The organism is Oxalicibacterium sp. (assembly GCF_035565035.1).
GTDB lineage: Bacteria > Pseudomonadota > Gammaproteobacteria > Burkholderiales > Burkholderiaceae_D > Oxalicibacterium.
Genome location: NZ_DATMTD010000091.1, coordinates 18,974 through 40,846, shown reverse-complemented (window position 1 = coordinate 40,846; position 21,873 = coordinate 18,974). Strand labels below are relative to the sequence as shown.

Here is a 21,873-nt window from a genome sequence, read left to right as displayed (position 1 = left end):
ATCGGCTAGCGCTAATTTTTCCGAGGATACCAAAACTGAAGTGCTAGAGTTGATTGAAGCCAGCAAGGATGAAGCCACACAAACATCGCCTCGGTCGACAATTCTGAAAACTTTTCTGGGCGGGTTGTGCTCAACGTTGTCGTTTGCTGCTGATGTTTTGCCAGCTATTGAATCCCTTAAGGCTGCGGCTGTTTTATTAGGGATAAAGCTAGCTTAATTCAAGAGCGCGCGAAGTCGGTACGATGATGAAGAGCCGCTTCCATGGGCAAATCGTAGTTCGCGGACAAGGCATTTGATAAAATCCTCCAAATAAGAATATTCGGGGAGTGGCTGAATGAAGGTCTTAGCGTTCGCTTTGTTTTTCGCAGCTGCTTCTGCGTCGGCGCAAGTGAAGGTATGTATCGGCGCTGACGGTAAAAAAGTCTATACCGATTATCAGTGCGAAAAAATCGGCATGAAGTCAGCCGATGTTATTCAAGACATCAACATCACGCCGAAGCAATGTCCGGCCATTATCGATTCAATTGATAACTCGAAACGGGCGCTAGCTCGGCATGATGCTGAAGTCGTTAATCATGTTTTTCCGGGTGCTGCGATCATGCGTAACGCCTTGGTTCAAGGTCTGGAAGCGAATCAGACTCGCTATTATCGGGAATGCGTTCGATAGGTTGCTTTTTGTCGAACTGAATAAGAGTGCCTTTTACGGTGCCTAGTCGTTCCCGATATCCATCAATTCCATTTGTCGGAACTTCAATTGTGCTTCCATGTGACGTAGGCGAACAATTCTGGTACCCAAAACGGAATTTTTCTGCCGCCGTTCATCCATTCAGACACGGATTTTTCAGACCGTCGAAGCTGCTTGGCGACTTCCTTAACCATCAATCCTTGGTGTAATAATGCAATTCAGTGCGGTTGCCGTAACGAGTATTCGGATAACGCATTTTTCTGTTTCTCTGAAAGAAAAAGGCCCCGAAGCGTGTACCGAGCCTCTTAGTTTTGCCTCTCATGTCAACAATCGTTTGCGGTCATTAATTCGTATAATTTATATTATGTCAAATGCGATTGAGAAGAATGTGGCGCACATGCAAGGCATGGCTGGCCTCGTTTTGGGACCCGACACCCCCGCCTGCAACACACATGCTAGATAGTCGAGAACCTCTCTTTTCGAAACACCTGTCATTTGCAGGCTTTTTCTATGTTCGCTACCGATAGACTTGCTCACGTTCGCGAACCATCATTCGGCCGACAAGTCACACAAGCACTACGTCGTGGGCCCATCGTGATATTTCTACAAGCGCATCGATTCCCAGACGCAATTCAATGAGGAGACTGACATGCTGAACAGCAAGGAAGCGATCACGATGGTCGCAGTCAAGGACGTAAAGGTTGCCGCGACGTTTTACGAAGCCACACTCGGCTTGCAGAAGGAATCGGTTGAAGGCGATGAAGTGGTTACCTATCGCAGCGGCAACACGAAAATCACCGTTTACCAGTCCCAATATGCCGGCACCAATAAGGCGACGACACTGATGTGGAATGTTGGCGACGAGATAGACATCATTGCCCGCACGCTAAAGGACAAGGGTGTCGTCTTCGAGCATTACGATCTGCCGGGATTGACGCTCGAAGGAGATATTCATGTCGGTGGCGACATGAAGGTCGCGTGGTTCAAGGATCCGGATGGAAACATACTTAGCCTCGTTTCCGGCTAATTCGTATTGGGAACGACAGGTCTGCCCGACAATCACGTCCGTCTGAAGGCCTCGCATTTGGGGCATCGTCCCCCCGCTTTGCTATTCAAATCGGAGCGTCATCGGTCCGCTGAGCTCTTGCAGCAAAACCGTATTGCCGTTTTGCCGAACCTGGCTTTCGCCTGCGCTGCTCGAAGCAAGATGCCAGCCGTTTGGAATCTGCAGAACGAGCCCGTTTATTTTTTGCTTGGCATTCAGCTCCACAACGAATCGCTGCCCTTCTTTTTTTACATCCAGTGAAACAGCATCACGTGCCGTCCACCAACTCCCAAGCTGGCTCAGGGTACCGAACCACGCGTTCATGGCTTTCGCCCGTGTGACGAACTCTTTCAGAAAAGCCATTTTGTCATCGAATACGTCGGGGTGAATCAGTACGACGCATACGCCGCCATACGTTTTCAGTTGCTGAAGAATGCGAACCGCCTGGTCTAGCCGACCGGTCATGGGGCGTTGCAGCTCGTCTTCAATCGTGATCGGGAATTCAAAAATACCGGTTTCGGCGTGATTCTCGCGACGGTAGTTGAGCTTGAACGGCAGATGCGTGAGCGCCGTACCGCTGCTGATCGACGAGCTGAATCGATATCCGGTCGACTGCATCGCTTCCGGCAGGGAGAACGGATATTCCAGATGACCGGGACGGAAGCTGACAACCGACGCGCCGGGAACCGCTTTCTCAAGCAGGTAACGACTGACCCGCAGCTCGCCAAGAATGGTGCCGTCTTTGGTTTCGGTTTTGCTTTTCACGAACGGGACATAATCCGGGTAATGCTCCTTGCCGGACCCTATCGGAAACCGCGCAAAGGAGAGCGAATGAGAGACAGAATGGCTGGCAATTTCCATCCCTTTGTCGGCAAGCTTGCGCATCAGCGCCGTACCCTGCTCATTGAAGAAAATGTCGTCATTCCAGTCGCGTACATACTTGGTTTGCACGAAGTACGTCGCGGCGATGCCTTGCGACTGTTCGTAGTCGGCATATTCGACAGCATTGACAATGGAGCGTGTGTAGTCGATATCGTGCGTGATCACAACCGATACGGACTTCCCGTCCGGCACGGTCCCCAATGTCACCGCCAGTGGCTCGGACGATCGATAGATATGGCGAATCAACCTCAGCAAGGTGTCGACAGCGGGCTCATAAGCGTTGACATAGCTGCGGCCCAGTTGCTGCCTGCCGTTGTAGGCTTTTGCGATATAGGCGCCGATATCGATACCAATCGCGTAGGTGGTGCCGGCGCCGACACTGCGGCGTACGATGGCGGTCTGGCCATTTTCATAGTGCGCCACGGCTTGGCCGGTGCTGGACATGAATGACTGGGCCGGGACGTTGCCGGATGAACCGGCCAGCGGAATGCTCGCTTCGATGGATGGCTCGGACAGAAATGTCTTTGCAAGTTCGTCATCCAGTTTGAGCAATGCGTGCTCCCTGGTTGCGCTTGTTTCGGTGAATCCGAATGTCTCGTTCAACCCTCCCCCCAGCACCTCGAAACCGATCAGAGTTCCCCCATTGCGAGGATGAGCCGCCAGTGCCTGCAGCGCTTCCTTGTTCAGAAGACGCCCGGAAATAGTCGGATAAACCATGGCGACCTTGTGTTCGAGTGCTTCCTCATAATGCTCTGTGATGACAAACGGTACGCCGATGGTTTTGAGTCCGTGTGCCAAACCGAGCCAGTCGGAATCGGGATCGGTGACCAGAATCGCCAGCCGGCTTGCGCCGCCCTGCGCATAGGAAGCGATGGAAGTTCGGCTGTTTGCAGGCAATATGCTTGCTTCGCTTGGCCCCTCCCATCCGTCAAAGCGATAGATCGACTTATGTGTGGAGGCGGTATAAATGCCGGCAATCACAAGCAAAATCAGGAAAACAGGGAGGGCACGGCGAAGGAAAGATTTCATCGGCAACTTTTTGGAAGCATCAATATGGTTTGAACGGTTTTTCCCATGAATACGCTTTTGTTGCAACCGTTTGATGTGTCATTACAGAGATAGCGCATTCTTTTTTGCAGTCCGGTCGCGTTAAGCAACACGTTAAGCAACATGATCATGTTTGAACTGACGGATACGTCGCAGCCATTCAATGGAGCGCAAAGTCTCGGAAAGGTACAATGGCTCCCTCCGGGGCAAGCCGGCTTGATGCCGATCCTGCTCCAATAACGATGGAAAAAGAAGATGATCGACTCCGGGAACTTGATCGGCTGATATTTTCCTCGGCAGCGCCCGGATTGCCGAACAGCGTCCAGATCCATCCGCTTCCAAGTCACGATATAGTTTCGGCTTGCCTTCTCGTGAACATGCATAGCCGATGACTTCTCCCATTGATCCTGCGTTCTTTGATCTGCTGTCCGCCAGTTACCAACACTTCTTTAACCAACGACTTGTCCCCTTCCCGGTCGAGGATTCCGTCGACGCTGCTCGCTGGCTTTATGCAGATGCACCTTTCGCCGTGCTTGCGCACAATACGAATGCCGACCCGATGTTCGTGTACGGGAATCTGGCGGCACAGCGACGTTTCGGCTATTCATGGGACGAGATTACGAACCTGCATTCGCGTCTTTCGGCTGAGTTGCCGAATCGCGAAGAACGCCAGCAGTTGCTCGATCGTGTAAAACGGGATGGCTTTGCAAGGGATTATCGCGGGGTACGCATCTCGAAATCCGGGGAGAAATTCCTGATCGAAGACGCAGTCCTCTGGCAGTTGATCGATGCGCAAGGCAGCGTGCGAGGACAGGCGGTCAAGATCATGAAGACGCGCGACTATCCGTAAAATTGGCGTGAGTACGTGCAGGCTGCCAATATAATCAACAGCATCAATGTCCCGCATACAACCTCGTCAGGAAGACCATGAAAACCACGATGGCCACGATGATCGCGGCCTTTCTCCTGTGTGCACAAACGGCGAAGGCTGGCGATCAAATCAGGAAATGCCTCGCTAACGGGAAAACGACCTTCACGAATGTCGATTGTGGCGATATTGACAAGGTGATGGTCCCACCTACCGAAGCCGTTATTCCAACCGAAATAAAGCGTGTCGGGAAAAACGGAGAAGTTCTGGCTCCCGAAAAACGGGAAACAAGCGTCGAAACATCCCGCCGGCTTTGAATCGACTCGATGATTCCGGTCCCATGGATTTGACGGTAATGCAGTTCTGCCAGCAGAAAAATGCAATTATCGGGGATAATGCATCCCCATGAAGTACCCCGCCATACTCCCCTTTTCCGATCTCCTGCCTCAGCTCGAACAGTTCGATGCCATCATCGATGTTCGCAGCCCGTCGGAATTTGCCGAAGACCATCTTCCCGGCGCGATCAATTGCCCGGTGCTGGACGATACACAACGCGTACAGGTTGGTACGCTCTACAAGACCGTCAGTGCGTTCGAGGCGAAGAAAGTAGGCGCGGCACTGGTTGCCAAAAATATCGCGCAGCACATCGAAAGCAGGTTTCTCGATCGACCGCATGACTGGAAGCCGCTGGTTTACTGCTGGCGTGGCGGCAATCGCAGCGGTGCGATGGCACATATTTTTGCCAGAATCGGCTGGCCGGTCTCGCAACTCGATGGCGGCTACAAGTCGTTTCGCACACATGTAAATAACGATCTGGCCGTGCTGCCGCAGACATTGCGTTATCACGTATTGTGCGGTCCGACCGGCAGCGGCAAGAGCCGTCTGCTGCAAACATTGGCGACACAAGGCGCGCAGGTCCTGGATCTGGAAAAACTCGCCGCTCACCGCGGCTCGGTGCTGGGCGACCTGCCTGCTGCGCCGCAGCCTTCGCAGAAAATGTTCGAGAGCAGCGTATGGCAATTGCTGCGCCACTTCGATCCGGCGCAACCGGTTTTTGTCGAGGCAGAAAGCAAGAAGGTCGGCAAGCTGCGCGTGCCGGATGCGCTGATGGACGCAATGCGTGCGTCGCCCTGCACGACGGTCGAATTATCGATGCCGAACCGTGTGCAATTGCTGATGGATGAATATGCGCACTTTGTCACCGATCCGGAAAGTCTGAATGCACAACTCGGCTTTCTGACCCAATTGCATGGGCGCGAAAAAATCGCGCACTGGCATCAGCTTGCGCGCGACGGGCGCATGAGTGAACTGGTGGAGGAGCTGCTGCAAAAGCATTACGACCCGGCCTATCTGCAATCGATTCGGCGCAATTTCGGGCAGTTCGATCAGGCACGAATCGAGGCATTGCCGGACATTTCGGACGACGCTTTTCATCGAGCGGCTTTGCAGCTGCGGGGTTGTGCCACACACCACGCATCAGTTTGATGCTCTACCCTATACATATTGCATCTACAAAAGAGAACTTTTCAATGACCGAATCCTCATCACTCAGGCTGACCAGCTTTTCGCACGGCGGCGGCTGCGGCTGCAAGATCGCGCCGGGCGTGCTGTCTCAGATTCTGAAAAACGGCGGCGGTTTTCCATTGCCGAAGGAACTGTTGGTCGGTATCGAAACATCCGACGACGCTGCCGTCTACAAGTTGAATGACGAACAGGCATTGATCGCGACGACAGACTTCTTCATGCCGATCGTCGACGATCCGTTCGATTTCGGCCGCATTGCCGCGACCAATGCGATTTCCGATGTCTACGCGATGGGTGGCACGCCGATCATGGCGCTGGCATTGGTCGGCATGCCGGTCGGCAAACTGCCGCTGGATGTCATCGCGAAGATTCTGCAAGGCGGAGAATCGGTATGCGCAAAAGCCGGCATCCCGATTGCCGGTGGCCACACGATCGATTCGGTGGAGCCGATTTACGGACTGGTTGCGCTGGGTCTGGTGCATCCGTCGAAGATCAAGCGCAATGCCGATGCACGCGCCGGCGACAAACTGATTCTCGGCAAACCGCTGGGTGTCGGCATTCTGTCTGCGGCATTGAAAAAGAACGTGCTGGATGCCGCCGGCTATGCATCGATGATCGACAACACGACACGGCTCAATACGCCGGGCAAGAAGCTGGCATTGCTGGACGGGGTTCATGCGCTGACCGATGTCACCGGTTTCGGCCTGCTCGGCCATCTGCTGGAAATCGCGCGTGGCTCCGGACTGACTGCACGTCTGGATGCCGCATCGATTCCCTTGCTGCCGCAAGTACAGCAACTGGCGGCGCAGGGTTGCATCACTGGCGCGTCCGGCCGCAACTGGGAAGGCTACGGCCACGAAGTCACACTGGCGCCGTCGATCGATCCCGTGCAACGCGCATTGCTGACAGATCCGCAAACGTCAGGCGGCCTGCTGGTGTCGTGCGCTCCAGATGCGGTCGAACAGGTGCTCGCCGTATTCCGGGAAGAAGGTTTTGCCGATGCGGCGGTCATCGGCGAGATGCAGGCCGGTTCGTCGGGCGTGAGCGTGGCCTAATTTCGGCACTTTTCCAGTGTTATTCGATGTCAATCGGCATCGTCTTTCCTGATTTCAGCACATACAGTAGTAAGATGCAGCCTGTCCGAATCGGACAGGCAATTCCTTCCATATTCCCCATTTTCACCGACAAGCGAGTGCACATGATTCGTTCTTCCCTATTGAAACTCCCTGCCCTGGCGGCAACCCTTCTGGCCACACTGGTCATGACCATGCCGGTGCATGCGCAGCAGGTATTGCGCGTTTCCGCGATTCCTGACGAAGCGCCGACCGAGCTGCAGCGCAAGTTCAAGCCGCTGGGTGAATATCTGGAGAAGAAATTGGGCATGAAGGTCGAGTTCACGCCCGTGACCGACTACGCGGCGTCGGTCGAAGGCCTGATCAATCACAAGTTGGACATGGTGTGGTTTGGCGGATTCACGTTTGTGCAGGCGAACGTGCGCAGCGGCGGCAAGATCATTCCGCTGGTGCAGCGCGAAGAGGATGAAAAATTCCAGTCCGTCTTCATCACCACCGACAAATCCATCAACTCGCTGGCCGACCTGAAGGGCAAGACCTTCACCTTCGGTTCCGAATCGTCGACCTCCGGCCATCTGATGCCGCGCTCCTATCTATTGGCAGCGAAGATCAATCCGGATACCGACATGAAGCGCGTGGCGTTCTCCGGCGCACATGATGCGACTGTGGCAGCCGTTTCCGGCGGCAAGGTCGATGCCGGTGCACTGAACATCTCCGTCTGGGAAAAACTGGTCGCGGCCGACAAGGTCGATACGAAAACGGTACGCGTGTTCTACACGACGCCTGGTTATTTCGATTACAACTGGAGCGTGCGTTCCGACATGAATCCTGTCGTGCGCAAGAAACTCAGCGATGCGTTCCTGGCATTGAACAAGGATAATCCGCAGGACAAGGAAATCCTCGACCTGCAGCGCGCAACGCGCTTCATCCCGACCAAGCCTGAGAACTACGCAGCCATCGAATCAGCCGCGCGCAATGCCGGTCTGCTGAAATAAGTCCGGCCGGCGTCTCTCCATTACAAACGAGAGACGCCGATCGAAACGATCATCGATTCATCCGAATGACCTTTCTTCTCCAACATCTTCATGCGCGGCACAACGGTGCAGCTGCGTCCTCGTTCGCCCTGCGAGATGTGTCGCTGTCGATTGCGCAGGGTGAACAGATCGCATTGATCGGTCCTTCCGGCGCCGGCAAGACCAGCCTGCTGCATACGCTAGCCTGCGCATTGAAACCGGATTCCGGCAGCATCGATGTGTTCGGCAACGATCCGTGGCAACGCACGACGGCCGAACGTCATGCGATGCGCGCACGGTTGTTCCTCGCGCCCCAAACGCCGCCATTGCCGCCGCGTCAACGTGTCGTCAACGCCGTGCTGGCCGGTCGCTTGCCGCAATGGAGCGTGTGGCAGGCCGTGCGTTCGCTGATTTATCCATCCGATCCTGTTGCGGCGTTCGACGCCCTCGCGCGTTTCAACCTGCAGGACAAGCTGTATGCGCGTGTCGATCGCCTGTCGGGCGGTGAACGGCAGCGTTGCGGCATGGCGCGTGCGCTGGTGTCGAATGCAGAAGCTTTCCTCGTCGATGAACCGTTGTCCGCACTGGACCCGACGCTGTCCGTACAAACGCTGACAGTTCTGCAACAGGAAGCGCAAGCGCGCAAGGCGACACTGATCTGCAGTCTGCATCAGGTCGAACTGGCGCGTGCCTGCTTCCCGCGCATCATCGCCCTGCGCGATGGCCAGGTCGTGTTCGATGCCGCGTCCGCCGACATCAGTGACGCGATGATCGATGTGCTATACCGCAACAGCGACCATGCGGAACAGCCAACAACGCACTCCGCACCGATCGACCACGTGGTCGTGCCGCGCTGCTGATTATACGAACGATGTTGTCCTCTTCCTTCCACGACCGTCGTCTGGCGCAACGCGATCCCGCATGGCGTGGCCGCCTCATTGGAACAATCGTTGTATTGCTGGTCTTGTGGCCGATGCTGGTGCAGGCCGAATTCAAGCCGTGGATTCTGTTCGATGCACAAAGTTTGAAAGCAACCGGCCAGTTTCTGGCGAGCTTTTTCCCGCCTGAACATTCATTCGAATTTCTGAAAATGGTGGCGCAGGCAAGCTGGGAAACCGTCGCGATGGCAACAGCCGGCATGACGCTGGCGATGCTTGGCGCGATTCCGCTGACGCTGCTGGCCAACGAGCGGCTATCGATTTCGCGCGTTGGCAGCGGTCGCGTTTCTCCGCTTTCTGCCGCCTTACGTCGCGTCGTGCGCTGGTTCCTGGTTGTGTTGCGCAGCGTGCCGGAACTGGTATGGGCCTTGCTGCTGGTACGCATCGTCGGCCTCGGCCCGACTGCCGGCGTGATCGCAATTGCGTTGACGTATTGCGGCATGCTCGGCAAGGTGTATGCGGAAATTCTCGAATCGTCGGATGCCTCGGCCTCCAACGCCTTGCTGCAGAACGGCAGCGGTCGTCTCGCCGCATTGCTGTACGGCGCATTGCCGGAAGCTGCTTCCGAACTGGTGTCCTACACCGTCTATCGATGGGAATGCGCAATTCGCGGCTCGGTCGTGATGGGATTCGTCGGCGCCGGCGGACTTGGGCAGCGCATGGACGAGTCGATGAAAATGCTGGCCGGCGGCGAGCTGTCGACGATGCTGATGGTGTTCATCCTGCTGGTTGCTGCTGCTGACGGCGTATCGGCCATGCTGCGCAGGAGGCTTGAATGAAACCTGCGATGACATCCTCATCCATTTCCCAATTGCCGCAACCGCCTCGCGTGCACTGGTCGACGGTCGCGTTGCTGGCCGGGTTGGTCCTTCTGGTGCTGGCAAGCTTCATTTCACTGCCTTTGAAATGGCGCGATTTTTTCACCGCCGACGCGATACGCACCAGCATCGAATTCCTGCGCGGATTTTCTCCGCCTGAACTGGCGCCGGGCTTCCTGAATAAAACGCTCGTCGCCACCTTCGAAACGTTCTCCATGTCGGCAATCGGCACCTTGATTGCCGTCGTGTTCGGCATGGTGCTGGGATTGCCGGCAAGCGGACGTTTCGGTCCGTCCCTACGTTTGCTGACGCGTGCCGCATTGAACGTCTTGCGTTCAATTCCCGAACTGGTGTGGGCATTGATCTTGTTGATTGCAGCCGGACTCGGACCGTTTGCCGGCACGCTGGCGCTGGCGCTGCACACGGTCGGCGTGCTCGGTCGCCTGTTTGCCGATGCGTTCGAAAACTGCCCGCCACTACCGGAAGAAACACTGCGCGGCAACGGCGTACATCCGGTTGCCGCATTCCTTTATTCGACGCTGCCGCAAAGCGGCCCGCAACTGATGTCGTACACGCTGTACCGCTGGGAAAACAATATCCGCGCTGCGGCGATTCTCGGTGTGGTCGGTGCCGGCGGACTCGGACAGATGCTGAAATACCACCTGTCGCTGTTTCAGATGCAGCAAGCCGCAACCGTGATCATTGCGATGCTGCTGATGGTGGGCGCAGTCGATGCGTTGAGCTATCTGCTGCGGCGCATGATGACGAAGTAAAACCTTATCTGGCAATCAGCCAGGTCAAGCCGCACAGGATGGAAGATGCTGCGGCAAACTTGCCGCCGACCATGACGCGGTGCGGTGCGTAACTCAACAGCAGCACAAACAGCAACGCGCCCGCCGTCATGATTCCCAGACAAAGAACCGTGCCGATGGTCCAGCCTTCCAGCGCCACGCTGATGGCAAACACCGCCAGCAACGCCAGCGAACCGGCAATTCGAAACAGTCGACGCGTGCCGGCATCAGGTTCCTTGCCACGTCCGTGCACATCGGCGTAATGTCGATCCATCGCCAGACTCAATGCAATCCATCCGCTGCAAGCCAGCATCAATGCAGTCATGAAGCCGAACGCGCTCATGTGGCCTCCGGCATGGCTTGCTTGTCATTGTTGGACGCAACGCTTTGCGCCGCAGTTTTCGCAACCATTGCCTTGATGGCGGGAGATTTTCCTCTCATTTTCCACGAAGTATAGGCAAGGCAGCACCCCAGCGATAACACAATCAGATCGAATCCGGCGTACACCAATGGCCCATTGAACAGCGTGACGCCCAGATGCGTGTCGGTAGTCAATGCATTCAGTATCGGCAACGCCATGAACAGAAATCCACCAACGCCCAGTTGCCACTGCCACATGCGGCGGGTCGGGCGAACATGCGCCACGATCATCGCGATTGCCCATGCAATGAAGAAGTAACGGATCTCGGTCTCCGGACGATTCTCCATGACGACCGGCAGCAGACGATTGGCCCAGAAGTACGTCGCAAATGCGATAGGCAAGCCGGCAATCGTGCCGATGTTCATGCCATCCACCAGCCGCAGACCGAAACCGATACGGCCGCCGTTTGCCAGTACCTTCGCATAATTCTGGCGCTTCTTGACCGCCCACAGCAGTGCGCCGGTCGCCACCATCGCGCATCCCGCCAGGCCGCAGATGAAGAACAGCATGCGCAATAACGGATTGGAAAAATGCCCCATGTGCAAGCCGTACAGGACGCCGCGCGTTTCTGCCGCGCCATTGACTTCGTCGCCCGAACTCGAGATCAATGCACCATTCACACCATTGAATCGCATCGATGGCCGCAGATAAGACAAGCGTTTTTCATACTGACGCGTGACGACGATGGTCGCGTTGGCATCGCCCGGATGATTGACCGTGATGCGATCTGCCTGGCCGCCATTCCAGTGTTGCGCGGCTTGCGCCAGCAACGGTGCAATTGCTGTCAGCGACGCGGGTTTTCCAGCAGCTGGAGTTTCTTTCGATGAAGGGAACACATCGGCGATGAGCGCCTTCTGGTCGCCGTTATAGACCGCCTGATAACCGGCCGGCATGTACAAAAACATCAGTGTGATCAAACCGGTATAGGTGATCATCAGGTGATACGGCAATGCCAGCACAGCCAATGCGTTGTGCGCATCCAGCCACGAACGCTGCCCTTTCTTGCGACGGAACGTGAAGAAGTCCTTGAAGATGCGCTTGTGCGTAATTACGCCGCTGATGATTGCCACCAGCATAAACATCGCGCAGAAACCGACGATCCAGCGCGCCCACAAGGCCGGCATGTAATGCAGGTCGTAATGCAATCGATACAGAAATTCGCCACCGCGCGTTTCGCGCACGGTCGCCATTTTCTCACCGGTTGCCGAATCGAGAATTTCATTCTGGAAGCGAGCAGCTTTTTCTCCCGGCGCTTTCGGCGGCTGCCATGCAATGCGCATCGTCGGCGCACGATCATCCGGCAAGGTGACAAACCAGCGTGTGGCGTCAGGCGCCTTCTGCTGCAAGGCGCGCAGCGCGTTTTCTGCAGCCCGCGTCGGCGTGACATTGGCCGCAATCGTTGCGTGCAACTCCGGCTTCATCCACAGCGAAATCTCGTCGCGAAAATAGGAGGCGGTGCCGCCTGCAAAAACCAGAAACAAGACCCAGCAAACCAGCAGGCCGGACCAGGTATGCAACCACGCCATCGACTGGCGAAATCCGTCCTTCATGCGGCTCCCCTGGAAGCGAGCAGGCCGAAACCGAGTAATACGCCAGGCATTACAAGACCGATCCACGCATGCCATGCCGTACGAGCGGCGAATACCCAGATCACGGCACAGGTGTACACGGCGAACGACAGCATCGTTGCACTCATGACGGCATCAGCAGGTGCCATTGGTAATAGCGACGCCAGTAACGCCGTCGACAGTGCCGCCACGACATAGCCGCCACCGATCGCAGCAACTGCACGTGAAAAGACACTCAATCGATATTTCATTTCCATCGTTCAGGTCATTTGTTCGGCGTTTTGGCAGAAGGAGCCGGAAAAGCCTTTACGCCTTCTGGCTGCACCATCGACAGCGTGGTCACGAAACTCGCAATATCGTACGGCTTGCCATCGCGTTCACCTGGTGTTTTATCCGTGTGATGTACTTCCAATACGTACGTCCCCTGCCACGGCAGGTCGAAGGAGACCAAGCCCTGTTCATCCGAGGTCGCCTCTTTCATCCAGCCTGACTGGACGATGATGCCGACCTTGGCTTTTTGCAGCGGCTGGTTCTTGTAGAAAACCTTGAACTCGCCTGTGTTACCAGTCGGAACGACATCGAGTGTCAGTTTCGGATCCTGCGCCGCATTCGAAACGATCAGGCGCGCAGCCGGGGTCCGGACGGTGCGTGTGACGGTTTCGCCATTCTTGCGCTCGATTGGTAGAAAGTTCACTTCTTCTGCAACGATCGATTCATTTTTTTTTGCAATGGATGACAATACGAACGCATTGCTGGTTTTTTCCAGCGTCAATGCCTGTTCGTTCTTGTTATTTACCAGCATTGCCGTCGGCTTGATGAACTTGTCCAGCAAACCAGGTGATGTTTCACGCAGGTTTTCGCCAAATTCACCGAAATACAATTGCGCCGCCTTCGGCGTCTGTTCCAGCCATATTTGGTGCGCATTGGCTGCGCCGACGAACATCAATGCAGACACGAAAGGAAGGGCAAAACGGTAATTCATGACATCACCTTGCAATAATGAGAATGGTTATCGTTTTCATTGTAATAAAAAATAGCGCAGTCAGCAATGAAAAGCTGATTTGCATGACTGTCGTCCTCTTTGATCATCTATTCCGTCCATAACAGAGAAAAAAACGGCTGCATCGCTGCAGCCGTTCCTTATTTAGATCAATAATTCAACGCCTTGACCGGCCTCCTCCGATAGCACTTTCCATTTTCGAATGATCAGTAGCCTTTTTGGATCAGGTTTTGATAAACCGTCGCCAGCGTCGTCGTCCCCTTCCGCGATCCGGCCTGGCCCGACTCGAACTCGATCCAGCCTTCGTTGAAGCCGTCGATCATCTGGATGCGCGGCATCGGATTCTCCATTCCCTGCGATTCGAACAAACCTTGCCATGTCTCACGCGGCACGATTTCCATGCGAACGGGCTTGCCGAGCAGTTTTGAAAAAGTGGCGCCGATTTCCTTTGGCGTCACGCGCCACGGTCCTTCCAGATCGACGATGCGCACGCCCTCTCCTGCCTGCTGTAACAATTCCGCCGCGACACGACCGACATCAGCGGTGGCGACCATCGGTACCGGCTTGTCCAGTGGTTGCAAAAAGGTGTGGATTACGCCGGTTTCTCGTGCGGAAGCGACATCCCACGCGGCGTTTTCCATGAACCAGCCCGGACGCAGGAACGTGACCGGCATCGGCAGCGTGCGCAATTCCTTTTCCAGCATGCCGAGTTGATTCAGCAAATTGGGCTGCGTTGCATTGGCACCGATCGTGGACAGACAAACGACACGCGCCGGCCGGGCCGCTTCCAGTGCGTTGCGGATACTAGCGATGGTGCGACGCGCTTCGGCAAAATCCGGCGATGGATCGAAGGTCGGCGGCAGCAGGATGAATACCGCTTCCGCACCGGTAAATGCTTTCTGCAAGGCGACGGTATCGTCCATTTCCGCCAGCGCCACTTCACATCCCTGAGCGGCCCAGGCCTTGCCTTTTTCCGCATTGCGAACAATCGCGCGCACTTCCTTGCCGTCTGCAAGTAATGTGCGGGCGACAACGCCACCGACCTGACCCGTCACGGCAGTAATTGCATACATGAAAATCTCCTCAAAAAGTACGGCGAGTGCCGCGTTGGGAGAATTTTCTGCGCAATCGATACATTTCGCGATAGCATGACAGTCATTTCATAAATGACGTAATGGCATGAATCATGAATTTCGATGAACGCATTCTGAATGGCATGGGCGTGCTGTCGGCCATCATCGACAGCGGCAGCTTTGCCGGTGCCGGTGAAATACTCGACATGTCTCAATCCGGTGTCAGCCGCGCGGTTGCACGACTGGAGGCGCGACTCGGCATCCGCTTGTTCGACCGCACTACGCGTTCGGTCACGCTGACCGATGAAGGTCGTCGCTTCTATGAACAGATCGCACCCTTGCTGGCCGGTCTGGAAGAAGCCGCCACCAACGCGGCGCAGGGAACGGTTGCCGTACGCGGGAGATTACGCGTCAACGTCGATCCCTTCTTTTCACGCATCGTGCTGGGGCCGCGTCTGGGTGCTTTTCTCGATGCGCATCCGGATCTGCAACTGGAACTGCAAACGCGCGACCAGCTTGGCGACATGATTGCGGACGGTTTCGATCTTGCGGTACGTTTCGGCCAGCCACCGTCTTCCACGCTGGTGGCGCGCAAGCTATTGGAAACGCGCGTGCTGACCGTCGCCACGCCGTCCTACATCAAGCGCAACCGCAAGCCCGCTACACCCCAGGAACTGGCGGACAGCCACCACACCTGCCTGCAGTTCCGCAATCCGCAAAACGGTCGCGCATTCGAGTGGGAATTCCATCGTGGCAGAAAGAAGATCACGATCGAGCCGAAAGGTCGCATGCTGGTCAACGACGCAGGCACCTTGCTCAGTGTCTGCCTGTCGGGTCATGCGATTGCGCAGATTTTCGAACTCGGCAGCGAACATCTGGTGGCAGACAAGCGGCTGGTCGATCTCTTTCCCGACTGGCCGGATGAGCGCTATCCGCTGTACGCGCTCTATCCGTCCCGCCATCATGTGCCCGCGAAGACGCGCGCCTTTCTCGATTTCATCTCGTCACTCAGCGCGCAAACATAAACGTCACATTTGAGGCGCATCGTTCCTGTCGCGATAGGCGAGCTGATACAGCAGCGGCAACACCAGCAACGTCAACGCGGTCGATGACAAAATGCCGCCGATCACCACCGTCGCCAATGGCCGCTGCACTTCCGCACCGGTACCGACCGCCAGTGCCATCGGGATGAAACCGAGCGAAGCCACCAACGCGGTCATCAATACCGGCCGCAAACGCGTCAACGCGCCTTCATTGATCGCATCGTCCAGCGAGCGTCCTTCTTCGCGCAACGTTCGGATGAAGGAAATCATGACCAGCCCGTTCAGTACCGCCACGCCGGATAGCGCAATGAAACCGACGCCGGCCGAAATCGATAACGGAATATCGCGCAGCCACAACGCGATGACGCCGCCGGTCAATGCAAACGGGATGCCGCTGAACACCAGCATGCCGTCCTTCACATTGCCGAACATGGCGAACAGCAGCATGAATACCAGCAGCAACGCCACCGGCACCACGATCTGCAGACGCTGCGCTGCGGATTTCAATTGCTCGAACTGGCCGCCCCATGCAATCCAGTAACCGGATGGAATCTGCACCTGCTGCCGGATTTTTCGTTCAGCTTCGCCGACGAAAGAGCCGATATCGCGATCACGTACGTTGGCGCTGACAACGATGCGACGCTTGCCGTCTTCGCGGCTGACCTGATTCGGCCCCGGAGCAAGATCGAGCGTCGCGACCTCGCCCAGCGGGATGTAACTGGTGCGCGCTTCACTGAACGATGCACCGGAAGATGTGCGCGGCAATGCAATCGGCAATCGGCGAATCGCGTCCGGATCGCTGCGGATTGCCTCCGGCAGGCGCACGACAATATCGAAACGCCGGTCGCCATCGAACAGGGTGCCGGCTACGGTGCCGCCGATCGCAGTCGCAATCGCCTGCTGCACGTCGGCGATGTTCAAGCCGTGACGCGCCGCCTTCTCGCGATCAATGTTGACCGTCAGCATTGGCAGGCCGGTGGTCTGTTCGATCTTGACCTCTTCCGCCCCATCGATGGTTTTCATGGCGTCTGCAATTCTTTCAGCCGTGCGATTCAGCGTGTCCATATCGTCGCCAAACAGTTTGACCGCGACATCGCTGCGCACACCGGAAATCAATTCATTGAAACGCAACTGGATCGGCTGCGAAAATTCGTAATTGCTGCCTGGCAGTGCCTCCACGGTTTTCCGCACTGTGGCCAGAAGTTCGTCGCGTGTCTTGCGTGGCTCCGGCCATTCCGCCAACGGCTTCAGCATGATGTACCCGTCGGAGATATTCGGCGGCATCGGGTCGGAGGCAATTTCTGCCGTGCCGGTCCGCGCGAAGACGCGCTCGATTTCCGGATGCTTCTGCATTAACGTGCTTTCCAGTTGCTTCTGCATTGCAACCGATTGTGTCAGGCTGGTGCCGGGAATGCGCAGGGCCTGAATCGCAAAATCACCCTCGTTCAGACTCGGCACGAATTCACTGCCCATGCGTGTGGCAAGCAGGCCGGACAATACGACCAGCACGGCGGCAAAGGTCAGCACGACCGGCTTGTTTTCCATTGCCGCATTCAATGCGGGAGCGTACCAGCCGCGCATCTTTTGCATCAGCCTGTTTTCCTTCTCCGCCACCTTGGCGCCGATGAACAGCGCAACTGCCGCGGGGACGAATGTGACCGACAGAATCATTGCGCCAAGCAAGGCGAACACGACGGTGAACGCCATCGGATGAAACATCTTTCCTTCAACGCCGGTCAGCGCAAAGATTGGCAAATAGACGGCCATGATGATCAACTGACCGTAGATCAACGGGCGCCGCGCCTCTTTCGCTGCGGCGAATACTTCATGGAAACGCTCCTTGCGTGTCAATGTCCGGCCATGATGCGCATGTGCGTGAGAAAGCCGCCGCACACAGTTTTCCACAATCACGACAGCGCCATCGACAATGATGCCGAAATCCAGTGCGCCCAGGCTCATCAGGTTGGCGCTGACGCGGTATGTCGCCATGCCGGTGAAAGTGAACAGCATCGACAGTGGAATCACCATTGCCGTAATCAGTGCTGCACGAAAATTACCAAGAAACAGGAACAGCACGGCAATCACCAGCATCGCACCTTCGAGCAGATTCTTTTTCACGGTCGCGATTGCCTTGTCGACCAGTACGGTGCGGTCATAGACAGTCACGGCCTTGACGCCCGACGGCAGGCTGCGGTTGATTTCCACCATCTTTGCATCGACTGCCTGCGATACCGCGCGGCTGTTCTGCCCGATCAGCATGAAGACAGTGCCGAGCACGACCTCTCGTCCGTTCTCGGTCGCAGCGCCGGTACGCAGTTCGCGGCCGATCAGGACATCACCTACATCGCGTATCCTGATTGGCACGCCATTGACGTTGCCGAGAATGACATCGCGCAAGTCATCCATCGATCTGACCTGCCCCGGCGCGCGGATCAGCAATTGTTCACCGCGCTTTTCGATATATCCGGCCCCGACATTGCCGTTGTTGCGTTCAAGTGCGTTGACGACGTCCTGCAGCGTCAGGCCGTAGGAGGCCAGCTTTTCCGGAACAGGGGCGACCTGGTATTCGCGCGCAAAGCCGCCGATCGAATTGATTTCCGTTACGCCGGCGACGTTGCGCAATTGCGGCTTGATGATCCAGTCCTGGATTTCGCGCAGATCGGTCGGCGTGTAGGGCGAACCATCCGACTTCCTTGCACCCTCTTCCGTTTCCACCGTCCATAGATAAATTTCGCCTAGACCGGTTGAGATCGGTCCCATCGCCGGCGTCACGCCCGGCGGCAGATTCTGCCGCGCTTCCTGAATGCGTTCGCTGACCAACTGGCGTGCAAAATAGAGATCGGTGCCATCCTTGAAGATCACCGTCACCTGTGACAGTCCGTAACGCGACAGCGAGCGCGTCTGTTCCAGGTTCGGCAGGCCTGCCATGACCGTTTCAATGGGATAGGTAATGCGCTGTTCGGTTTCCAGCGGTGAATAGCCGGCAGCGGATGTGTTGATCTGTACCTGAACATTGGTGATGTCCGGCACGGCGTCGATCGGCAGCTTTTGATAGTGATAAATGCCGACGGCTGCCATGAAGGCGACCGCGATCATGACAAGCCAGCGCTGCTCGATCGCAAAACGTATCAGACGTTCAAACATGATTGCCTTTCGCTTCTTTCATTTTCTCGATCAGTGGCTGTGTTCGGCACCGGCCTTGCCGAGTTCCGACTTGATGATGAAGCTGCCGGTCGCGGCATAGGAATCGCCCGCTTTCAGGCCATCAAGAATTTCAATGAAGCGGCCATCGCTGCGGCCGGTCCTGACAGCCCGTGCCGTGAATCCCTTGTCGGTGCGAACAAAGACGATCGTTTTGCCGTCGATTTCCTGCACGGCGTCGGTGACGACTGCGACCGGTACTTGTGCTTCGTGCGTGGCGATATCGATGTTGACAATCAGACCCGGGCGCCAGCTTCCCTGCGGATTGGGCAGGACCACGCGCGCCAGCGCAGTTCGCGTCTGTTCGCCCAGCAACGCGCCGACATAAGAGATCGTGCCGGTCGCCGAGGCATCGAATGCCGATGCACGCACCATCACCTGTTCTCCGACGCGCACGGCATTCAGGTCCTTTGCCGTGACCGCGATCTCCGCCCACACCGATGCCAGGTCAGACACGGTAAACACATTGGCGTCTTCCTTCACCGCCTCGCCCGGTGCGATATGTTTTTCGACGACGATGCCATCGAACGGAGCGCGGATGTCATAACGATTCAAATGCCCTTGCGTGCCGGCATCGGCACCGAGCGCCTGCAGTTTCTGTCGTGCGTTCTGTACGGCGATATCGGCTTCCTGCAAGGTTTGCTGCGCCTGCAGATAATCCTGTTCCGCGGATATTTTCTCTTGCCACAGCTGCTTTTCCCGCTCATAGGTATGACTCGCGAGCGCGCGACGTTTTTGCGCGGCCAGCAACGCGCTTCGCTGCTCGGACAGATCGGTGCTGGCGATTACGGCGAGTACATCGCCCTTCTTTACCTGCTGACCGAGCGCGGCCGGCAATCCCTGCACCACGCCGCCCAGCCGCGGCACGACGTGCGCGGTGCGATCCTGGTTGAAGCGAATTTCGCCGGGCAACGTCAGCGTGTTGCGAATGACGGCAGCATCTGCTACAAGGAGCGCGACGCCGCTTGCGGCGATCTGTTCCTTACTCATGACGACGACGGAAGACTCTTTTTCCACCTTGCGTCCCTCTTGTTTTTCAGCCCGCTCGTCGTGTGCGTGCTCATCCCCGCTCGCCGCTTGGCGGTCGGTCAGCAGGATCAATCCGCCCAGCAGAATGCCGACAACGACGATCGCGATAATGGCTCTGGTTTGCTTTTTGTTCAGGTCGATATGCATGGTGGCATCCGGTTATTTGATGACGACTTGTGATTCGCCGAGGATGCGATCCATCTCGGCAGCGGCACGATGGGCTTCGGAGAGTGTCTGCAGATAGCGCGAGCGCGCTTCAAGCAAGGTGCGTTGCGCGTCCAGCACGTCGATGAAACCGAACTTGCCAAATGCGAATCCTTTGCTGGCCGCGTCGTAGGCGCTTTGTGCGCCGGGAAGAATCTCGCGCTGCAGGACTTCGACCTCCTGCCGCGCATTGGCGAGTTGCTGCCAGGCCTGCGACAGTTCGCCGTCCAGACGTATCTCGGCCGCTGCCAGTTCGTCGCGTGCCTTGTCGGTACGACGCAGGGCTTCCAGCATGTTGCCTTGATTGCGGTCGAAGAATGGAAACGGAATCGATACGCCGATTACCGCTTGATTCCGGCCCGCTTCTTCCTCACGCTTGACGCCCATGCTGACGGTGACGTCCGGTGTACGGCGGCTGGTTTCCACACGGAGCATCGCATCGCGACGCGCCACTTCATGTCGTGCGCGAGTCAATGACGGAGATTGCTGCAGCCGTTGTTCGAGTGTCGGCCAGTCCGGCAAAACAGGAAGCTGTTCCAGCTCACCGACAGCATGCTCGAAACGTGGGTGAGGATTGCCCCAGATTGCGGCGAGACGTTTGCGCGCCTGTGCCAGTTCGCTGTTTGCCTGATTCAATGCAAGCCGGATATTCGCGCTGGCGACACGCGAGCGCGTTTCCTCCACCGGCGAGATCTTGCCGGCGACGACACGTTTGGCGACGGTCTCGGTCGCGTGCTGCGCCAGTGCCAGCGATGCTTCCGCCAGACGGCATTTTTCCTGCGCATTCAGGACATCGAAGAAAACCGCAGTCACGGTTGCGCGCGTTGTGGCACGTACGGCCAGCAGATCCGCACGCGCGGCATCGTGCGCACGACTGGCAGCCTTCACACGCGCATCGCGTTTGCCGCCAAGTTCGATCGGCTGGTTGAACAGGACAGTCGTGGTGCGTGTTTCCCGTCGCGTGTCTTCGACCAGCAGCGAGACGTCCGGATTCGGCAGCACATTCGCCTGCGTGATCGATGCGTTCACCGCATCAGCCTCATTGCGCGCTGCCGACAGTTCGGCATTGGCATCGAGCGCCAAAGCCAGCGCCTGATCAAGCGTGATCGGCCCGGCCGGTTCGATCGCCGCGTTGGTGCGCGTCGTTTGCGCCCATGCAGACGCACATAATCCGCCCGCAAACGCGAGCGCCAGAAAATACCTGTACATCGAATTCTCCTGGAGAAAAGGAAAAAATCCGACGAGACGTCAGGTCAATACTGATTGGAAATAAGCGGTCGTCCCGTCGAGTCAGGCGACGGGATGCCGGTCGGGCCGTCTGGGGCCGTCCGGTATGTGGGATGAAAAGGAAACGGCCTGCGATGCAATCTGCAGCGAACCGGAAGACATTATTGCCGATGACGGCGACGTGAAGAAGAAGGCCGGGCTGGCCGCGTGGCAATAACCGCAATCGTTATGCACCTGCGACAGCTTGTCCTTGTGGTCAGGCTGATCCGCGTTGCCCTGATGCTGATGACCGTGATGGCCGAAGTGCTGCGCCGACACGCCTTGTTCGTGCTGGCAATAGACGGCCGCCGTCGCCCAAGAGAACTGGAACGGCAACACCAGCAGCATCAGAATGATCAGCAGTTTTTTCACGGGGCAAATCTT

Annotated in this window: 22 protein-coding genes; 12 read left to right on the top strand and 10 right to left on the bottom strand. The window is 56.8% G+C overall.

What is annotated here, in order from left to right; all coding sequences use genetic code 11:
* The 3 genes from VN114_RS08375 to VN114_RS08365 all read left to right on the top strand — a co-directional run.
* On the top strand, positions 1–217 hold a 217-nt coding region (locus VN114_RS08375; RefSeq protein ID WP_325513855.1), incomplete at its 5' end, for a hypothetical protein.
* Between the two features lie 117 nt (positions 218–334).
* Complete coding sequence (locus VN114_RS08370; protein WP_325513853.1) at positions 335–667, top strand: hypothetical protein; 333 nt, start codon at positions 335–337, stop codon at positions 665–667.
* A gap of 667 nt (positions 668–1,334) precedes the next feature.
* The gene (locus VN114_RS08365; protein WP_325513851.1) at positions 1,335–1,712 is read left to right on the top strand and encodes a VOC family protein; all 378 of its coding nucleotides are present in this window, start codon (positions 1,335–1,337) and stop codon (positions 1,710–1,712) included.
* Between the two features lie 81 nt (positions 1,713–1,793).
* Here the strand turns inward: VN114_RS08365 and VN114_RS08360 are convergent, their stop codons facing one another.
* Positions 1,794–3,509: a polysaccharide deacetylase family protein gene (locus VN114_RS08360; protein WP_325513849.1), complete on the bottom strand. Its 1,716-nt coding sequence runs from the start codon at positions 3,507–3,509 to the stop codon at positions 1,794–1,796.
* 538 nt (positions 3,510–4,047) lie between these two features.
* On the opposite strand from VN114_RS08360, the gene VN114_RS08355 reads away from it, so the two are divergent.
* From VN114_RS08355 to phnE, 8 genes are all read left to right on the top strand, one after another.
* The gene (locus tag VN114_RS08355; RefSeq protein ID WP_325513848.1) at positions 4,048–4,509 is read left to right on the top strand and encodes an MEKHLA domain-containing protein; all 462 of its coding nucleotides are present in this window, start codon (positions 4,048–4,050) and stop codon (positions 4,507–4,509) included.
* A gap of 77 nt (positions 4,510–4,586) precedes the next feature.
* Entirely contained in the window at positions 4,587–4,844 is a 258-nt protein-coding gene (locus tag VN114_RS08350; protein WP_325513846.1) for a hypothetical protein, read from the top strand.
* A gap of 88 nt (positions 4,845–4,932) precedes the next feature.
* On the top strand, positions 4,933–6,012 hold the full coding sequence (mnmH, locus tag VN114_RS08345; RefSeq protein ID WP_325513844.1) for a tRNA 2-selenouridine(34) synthase MnmH: 1,080 nt from the start codon (positions 4,933–4,935) through the stop codon (positions 6,010–6,012).
* A gap of 44 nt (positions 6,013–6,056) precedes the next feature.
* Positions 6,057–7,106, top strand: coding sequence for a selenide, water dikinase SelD (gene selD / locus VN114_RS08340; protein ID WP_325513843.1), 1,050 nt, complete (start codon positions 6,057–6,059; stop codon positions 7,104–7,106).
* 143 nt (positions 7,107–7,249) lie between these two features.
* Positions 7,250–8,119 carry a putative selenate ABC transporter substrate-binding protein gene (locus tag VN114_RS08335; protein ID WP_325513841.1) on the top strand — a complete coding sequence of 290 codons (870 nt, stop codon included), beginning with the start codon at positions 7,250–7,252 and terminating at the stop codon, positions 8,117–8,119.
* A gap of 65 nt (positions 8,120–8,184) precedes the next feature.
* A complete protein-coding gene (locus VN114_RS08330; protein ID WP_325513839.1) occupies positions 8,185–8,997 on the top strand; it encodes a phosphonate ABC transporter ATP-binding protein in 813 nt (270 codons plus the stop codon).
* 11 nt (positions 8,998–9,008) lie between these two features.
* The gene (locus tag VN114_RS08325) at positions 9,009–9,854 is read left to right on the top strand and encodes an ABC transporter permease (RefSeq protein ID WP_325513837.1); all 846 of its coding nucleotides are present in this window, start codon (positions 9,009–9,011) and stop codon (positions 9,852–9,854) included.
* 8 nt (positions 9,855–9,862) lie between these two features.
* Positions 9,863–10,666 carry a phosphonate ABC transporter, permease protein PhnE gene (gene phnE / locus VN114_RS08320; protein WP_325513836.1) on the top strand — a complete coding sequence of 268 codons (804 nt, stop codon included), beginning with the start codon at positions 9,863–9,865 and terminating at the stop codon, positions 10,664–10,666.
* A gap of 4 nt (positions 10,667–10,670) precedes the next feature.
* Here phnE and VN114_RS08315 read toward each other — a convergent pair whose 3' ends face one another.
* The 5 genes from VN114_RS08315 to VN114_RS08295 all read right to left on the bottom strand — a co-directional run bounded on the left by VN114_RS08315 (position 10,671) and on the right by VN114_RS08295 (position 14,746).
* Positions 10,671–11,027 (bottom strand): DUF3325 domain-containing protein, encoded by a 357-nt coding sequence (locus VN114_RS08315; RefSeq protein ID WP_325513834.1) that lies wholly within the window; start codon positions 11,025–11,027, stop codon positions 10,671–10,673.
* Entirely contained in the window at positions 11,024–12,655 is a 1,632-nt protein-coding gene (locus VN114_RS08310; protein ID WP_325513832.1) for a PepSY-associated TM helix domain-containing protein, read from the bottom strand. Before VN114_RS08310 ends, VN114_RS08315 begins: the two co-directional genes overlap by 4 nt.
* Positions 12,652–12,912 carry a DUF3649 domain-containing protein gene (locus VN114_RS08305; protein ID WP_414694211.1) on the bottom strand — a complete coding sequence of 87 codons (261 nt, stop codon included), beginning with the start codon at positions 12,910–12,912 and terminating at the stop codon, positions 12,652–12,654. Before VN114_RS08305 ends, VN114_RS08310 begins: the two co-directional genes overlap by 4 nt.
* Before the next feature lie 26 nt (positions 12,913–12,938).
* Entirely contained in the window at positions 12,939–13,655 is a 717-nt protein-coding gene (locus VN114_RS08300) for a DUF4198 domain-containing protein (protein ID WP_325513828.1), read from the bottom strand.
* Positions 13,656–13,879: 224 nt separating this feature from the next.
* Positions 13,880–14,746, bottom strand: coding sequence for an NmrA family NAD(P)-binding protein (locus VN114_RS08295; RefSeq protein ID WP_325513826.1), 867 nt, complete (start codon positions 14,744–14,746; stop codon positions 13,880–13,882).
* 113 nt (positions 14,747–14,859) lie between these two features.
* On the opposite strand from VN114_RS08295, the gene VN114_RS08290 reads away from it, so the two are divergent.
* Complete coding sequence (locus tag VN114_RS08290) at positions 14,860–15,771, top strand: LysR family transcriptional regulator (RefSeq protein WP_325513825.1); 912 nt, start codon at positions 14,860–14,862, stop codon at positions 15,769–15,771.
* A 3-nt stretch (positions 15,772–15,774) separates the two neighbouring features.
* Here VN114_RS08290 and VN114_RS08285 read toward each other — a convergent pair whose 3' ends face one another.
* The 4 genes from VN114_RS08285 to czcI form a co-directional block, all read right to left on the bottom strand.
* Positions 15,775–18,933: a CusA/CzcA family heavy metal efflux RND transporter gene (locus VN114_RS08285; RefSeq protein ID WP_325513823.1), complete on the bottom strand. Its 3,159-nt coding sequence runs from the start codon at positions 18,931–18,933 to the stop codon at positions 15,775–15,777.
* 30 nt (positions 18,934–18,963) lie between these two features.
* Complete coding sequence (locus VN114_RS08280) at positions 18,964–20,166, bottom strand: efflux RND transporter periplasmic adaptor subunit (protein WP_325513822.1); 1,203 nt, start codon at positions 20,164–20,166, stop codon at positions 18,964–18,966.
* Positions 20,167–20,178: 12 nt separating this feature from the next.
* Positions 20,179–21,432 (bottom strand): TolC family protein, encoded by a 1,254-nt coding sequence (locus tag VN114_RS08275; protein WP_325513820.1) that lies wholly within the window; start codon positions 21,430–21,432, stop codon positions 20,179–20,181.
* A gap of 81 nt (positions 21,433–21,513) precedes the next feature.
* Positions 21,514–21,861, bottom strand: a complete 348-nt coding sequence (gene czcI / locus VN114_RS08270) for a cation efflux protein, CzcI family (RefSeq protein WP_325513819.1) — start codon at positions 21,859–21,861, stop codon at positions 21,514–21,516.
* Positions 21,862–21,873: the final 12 nt, after the last annotated feature.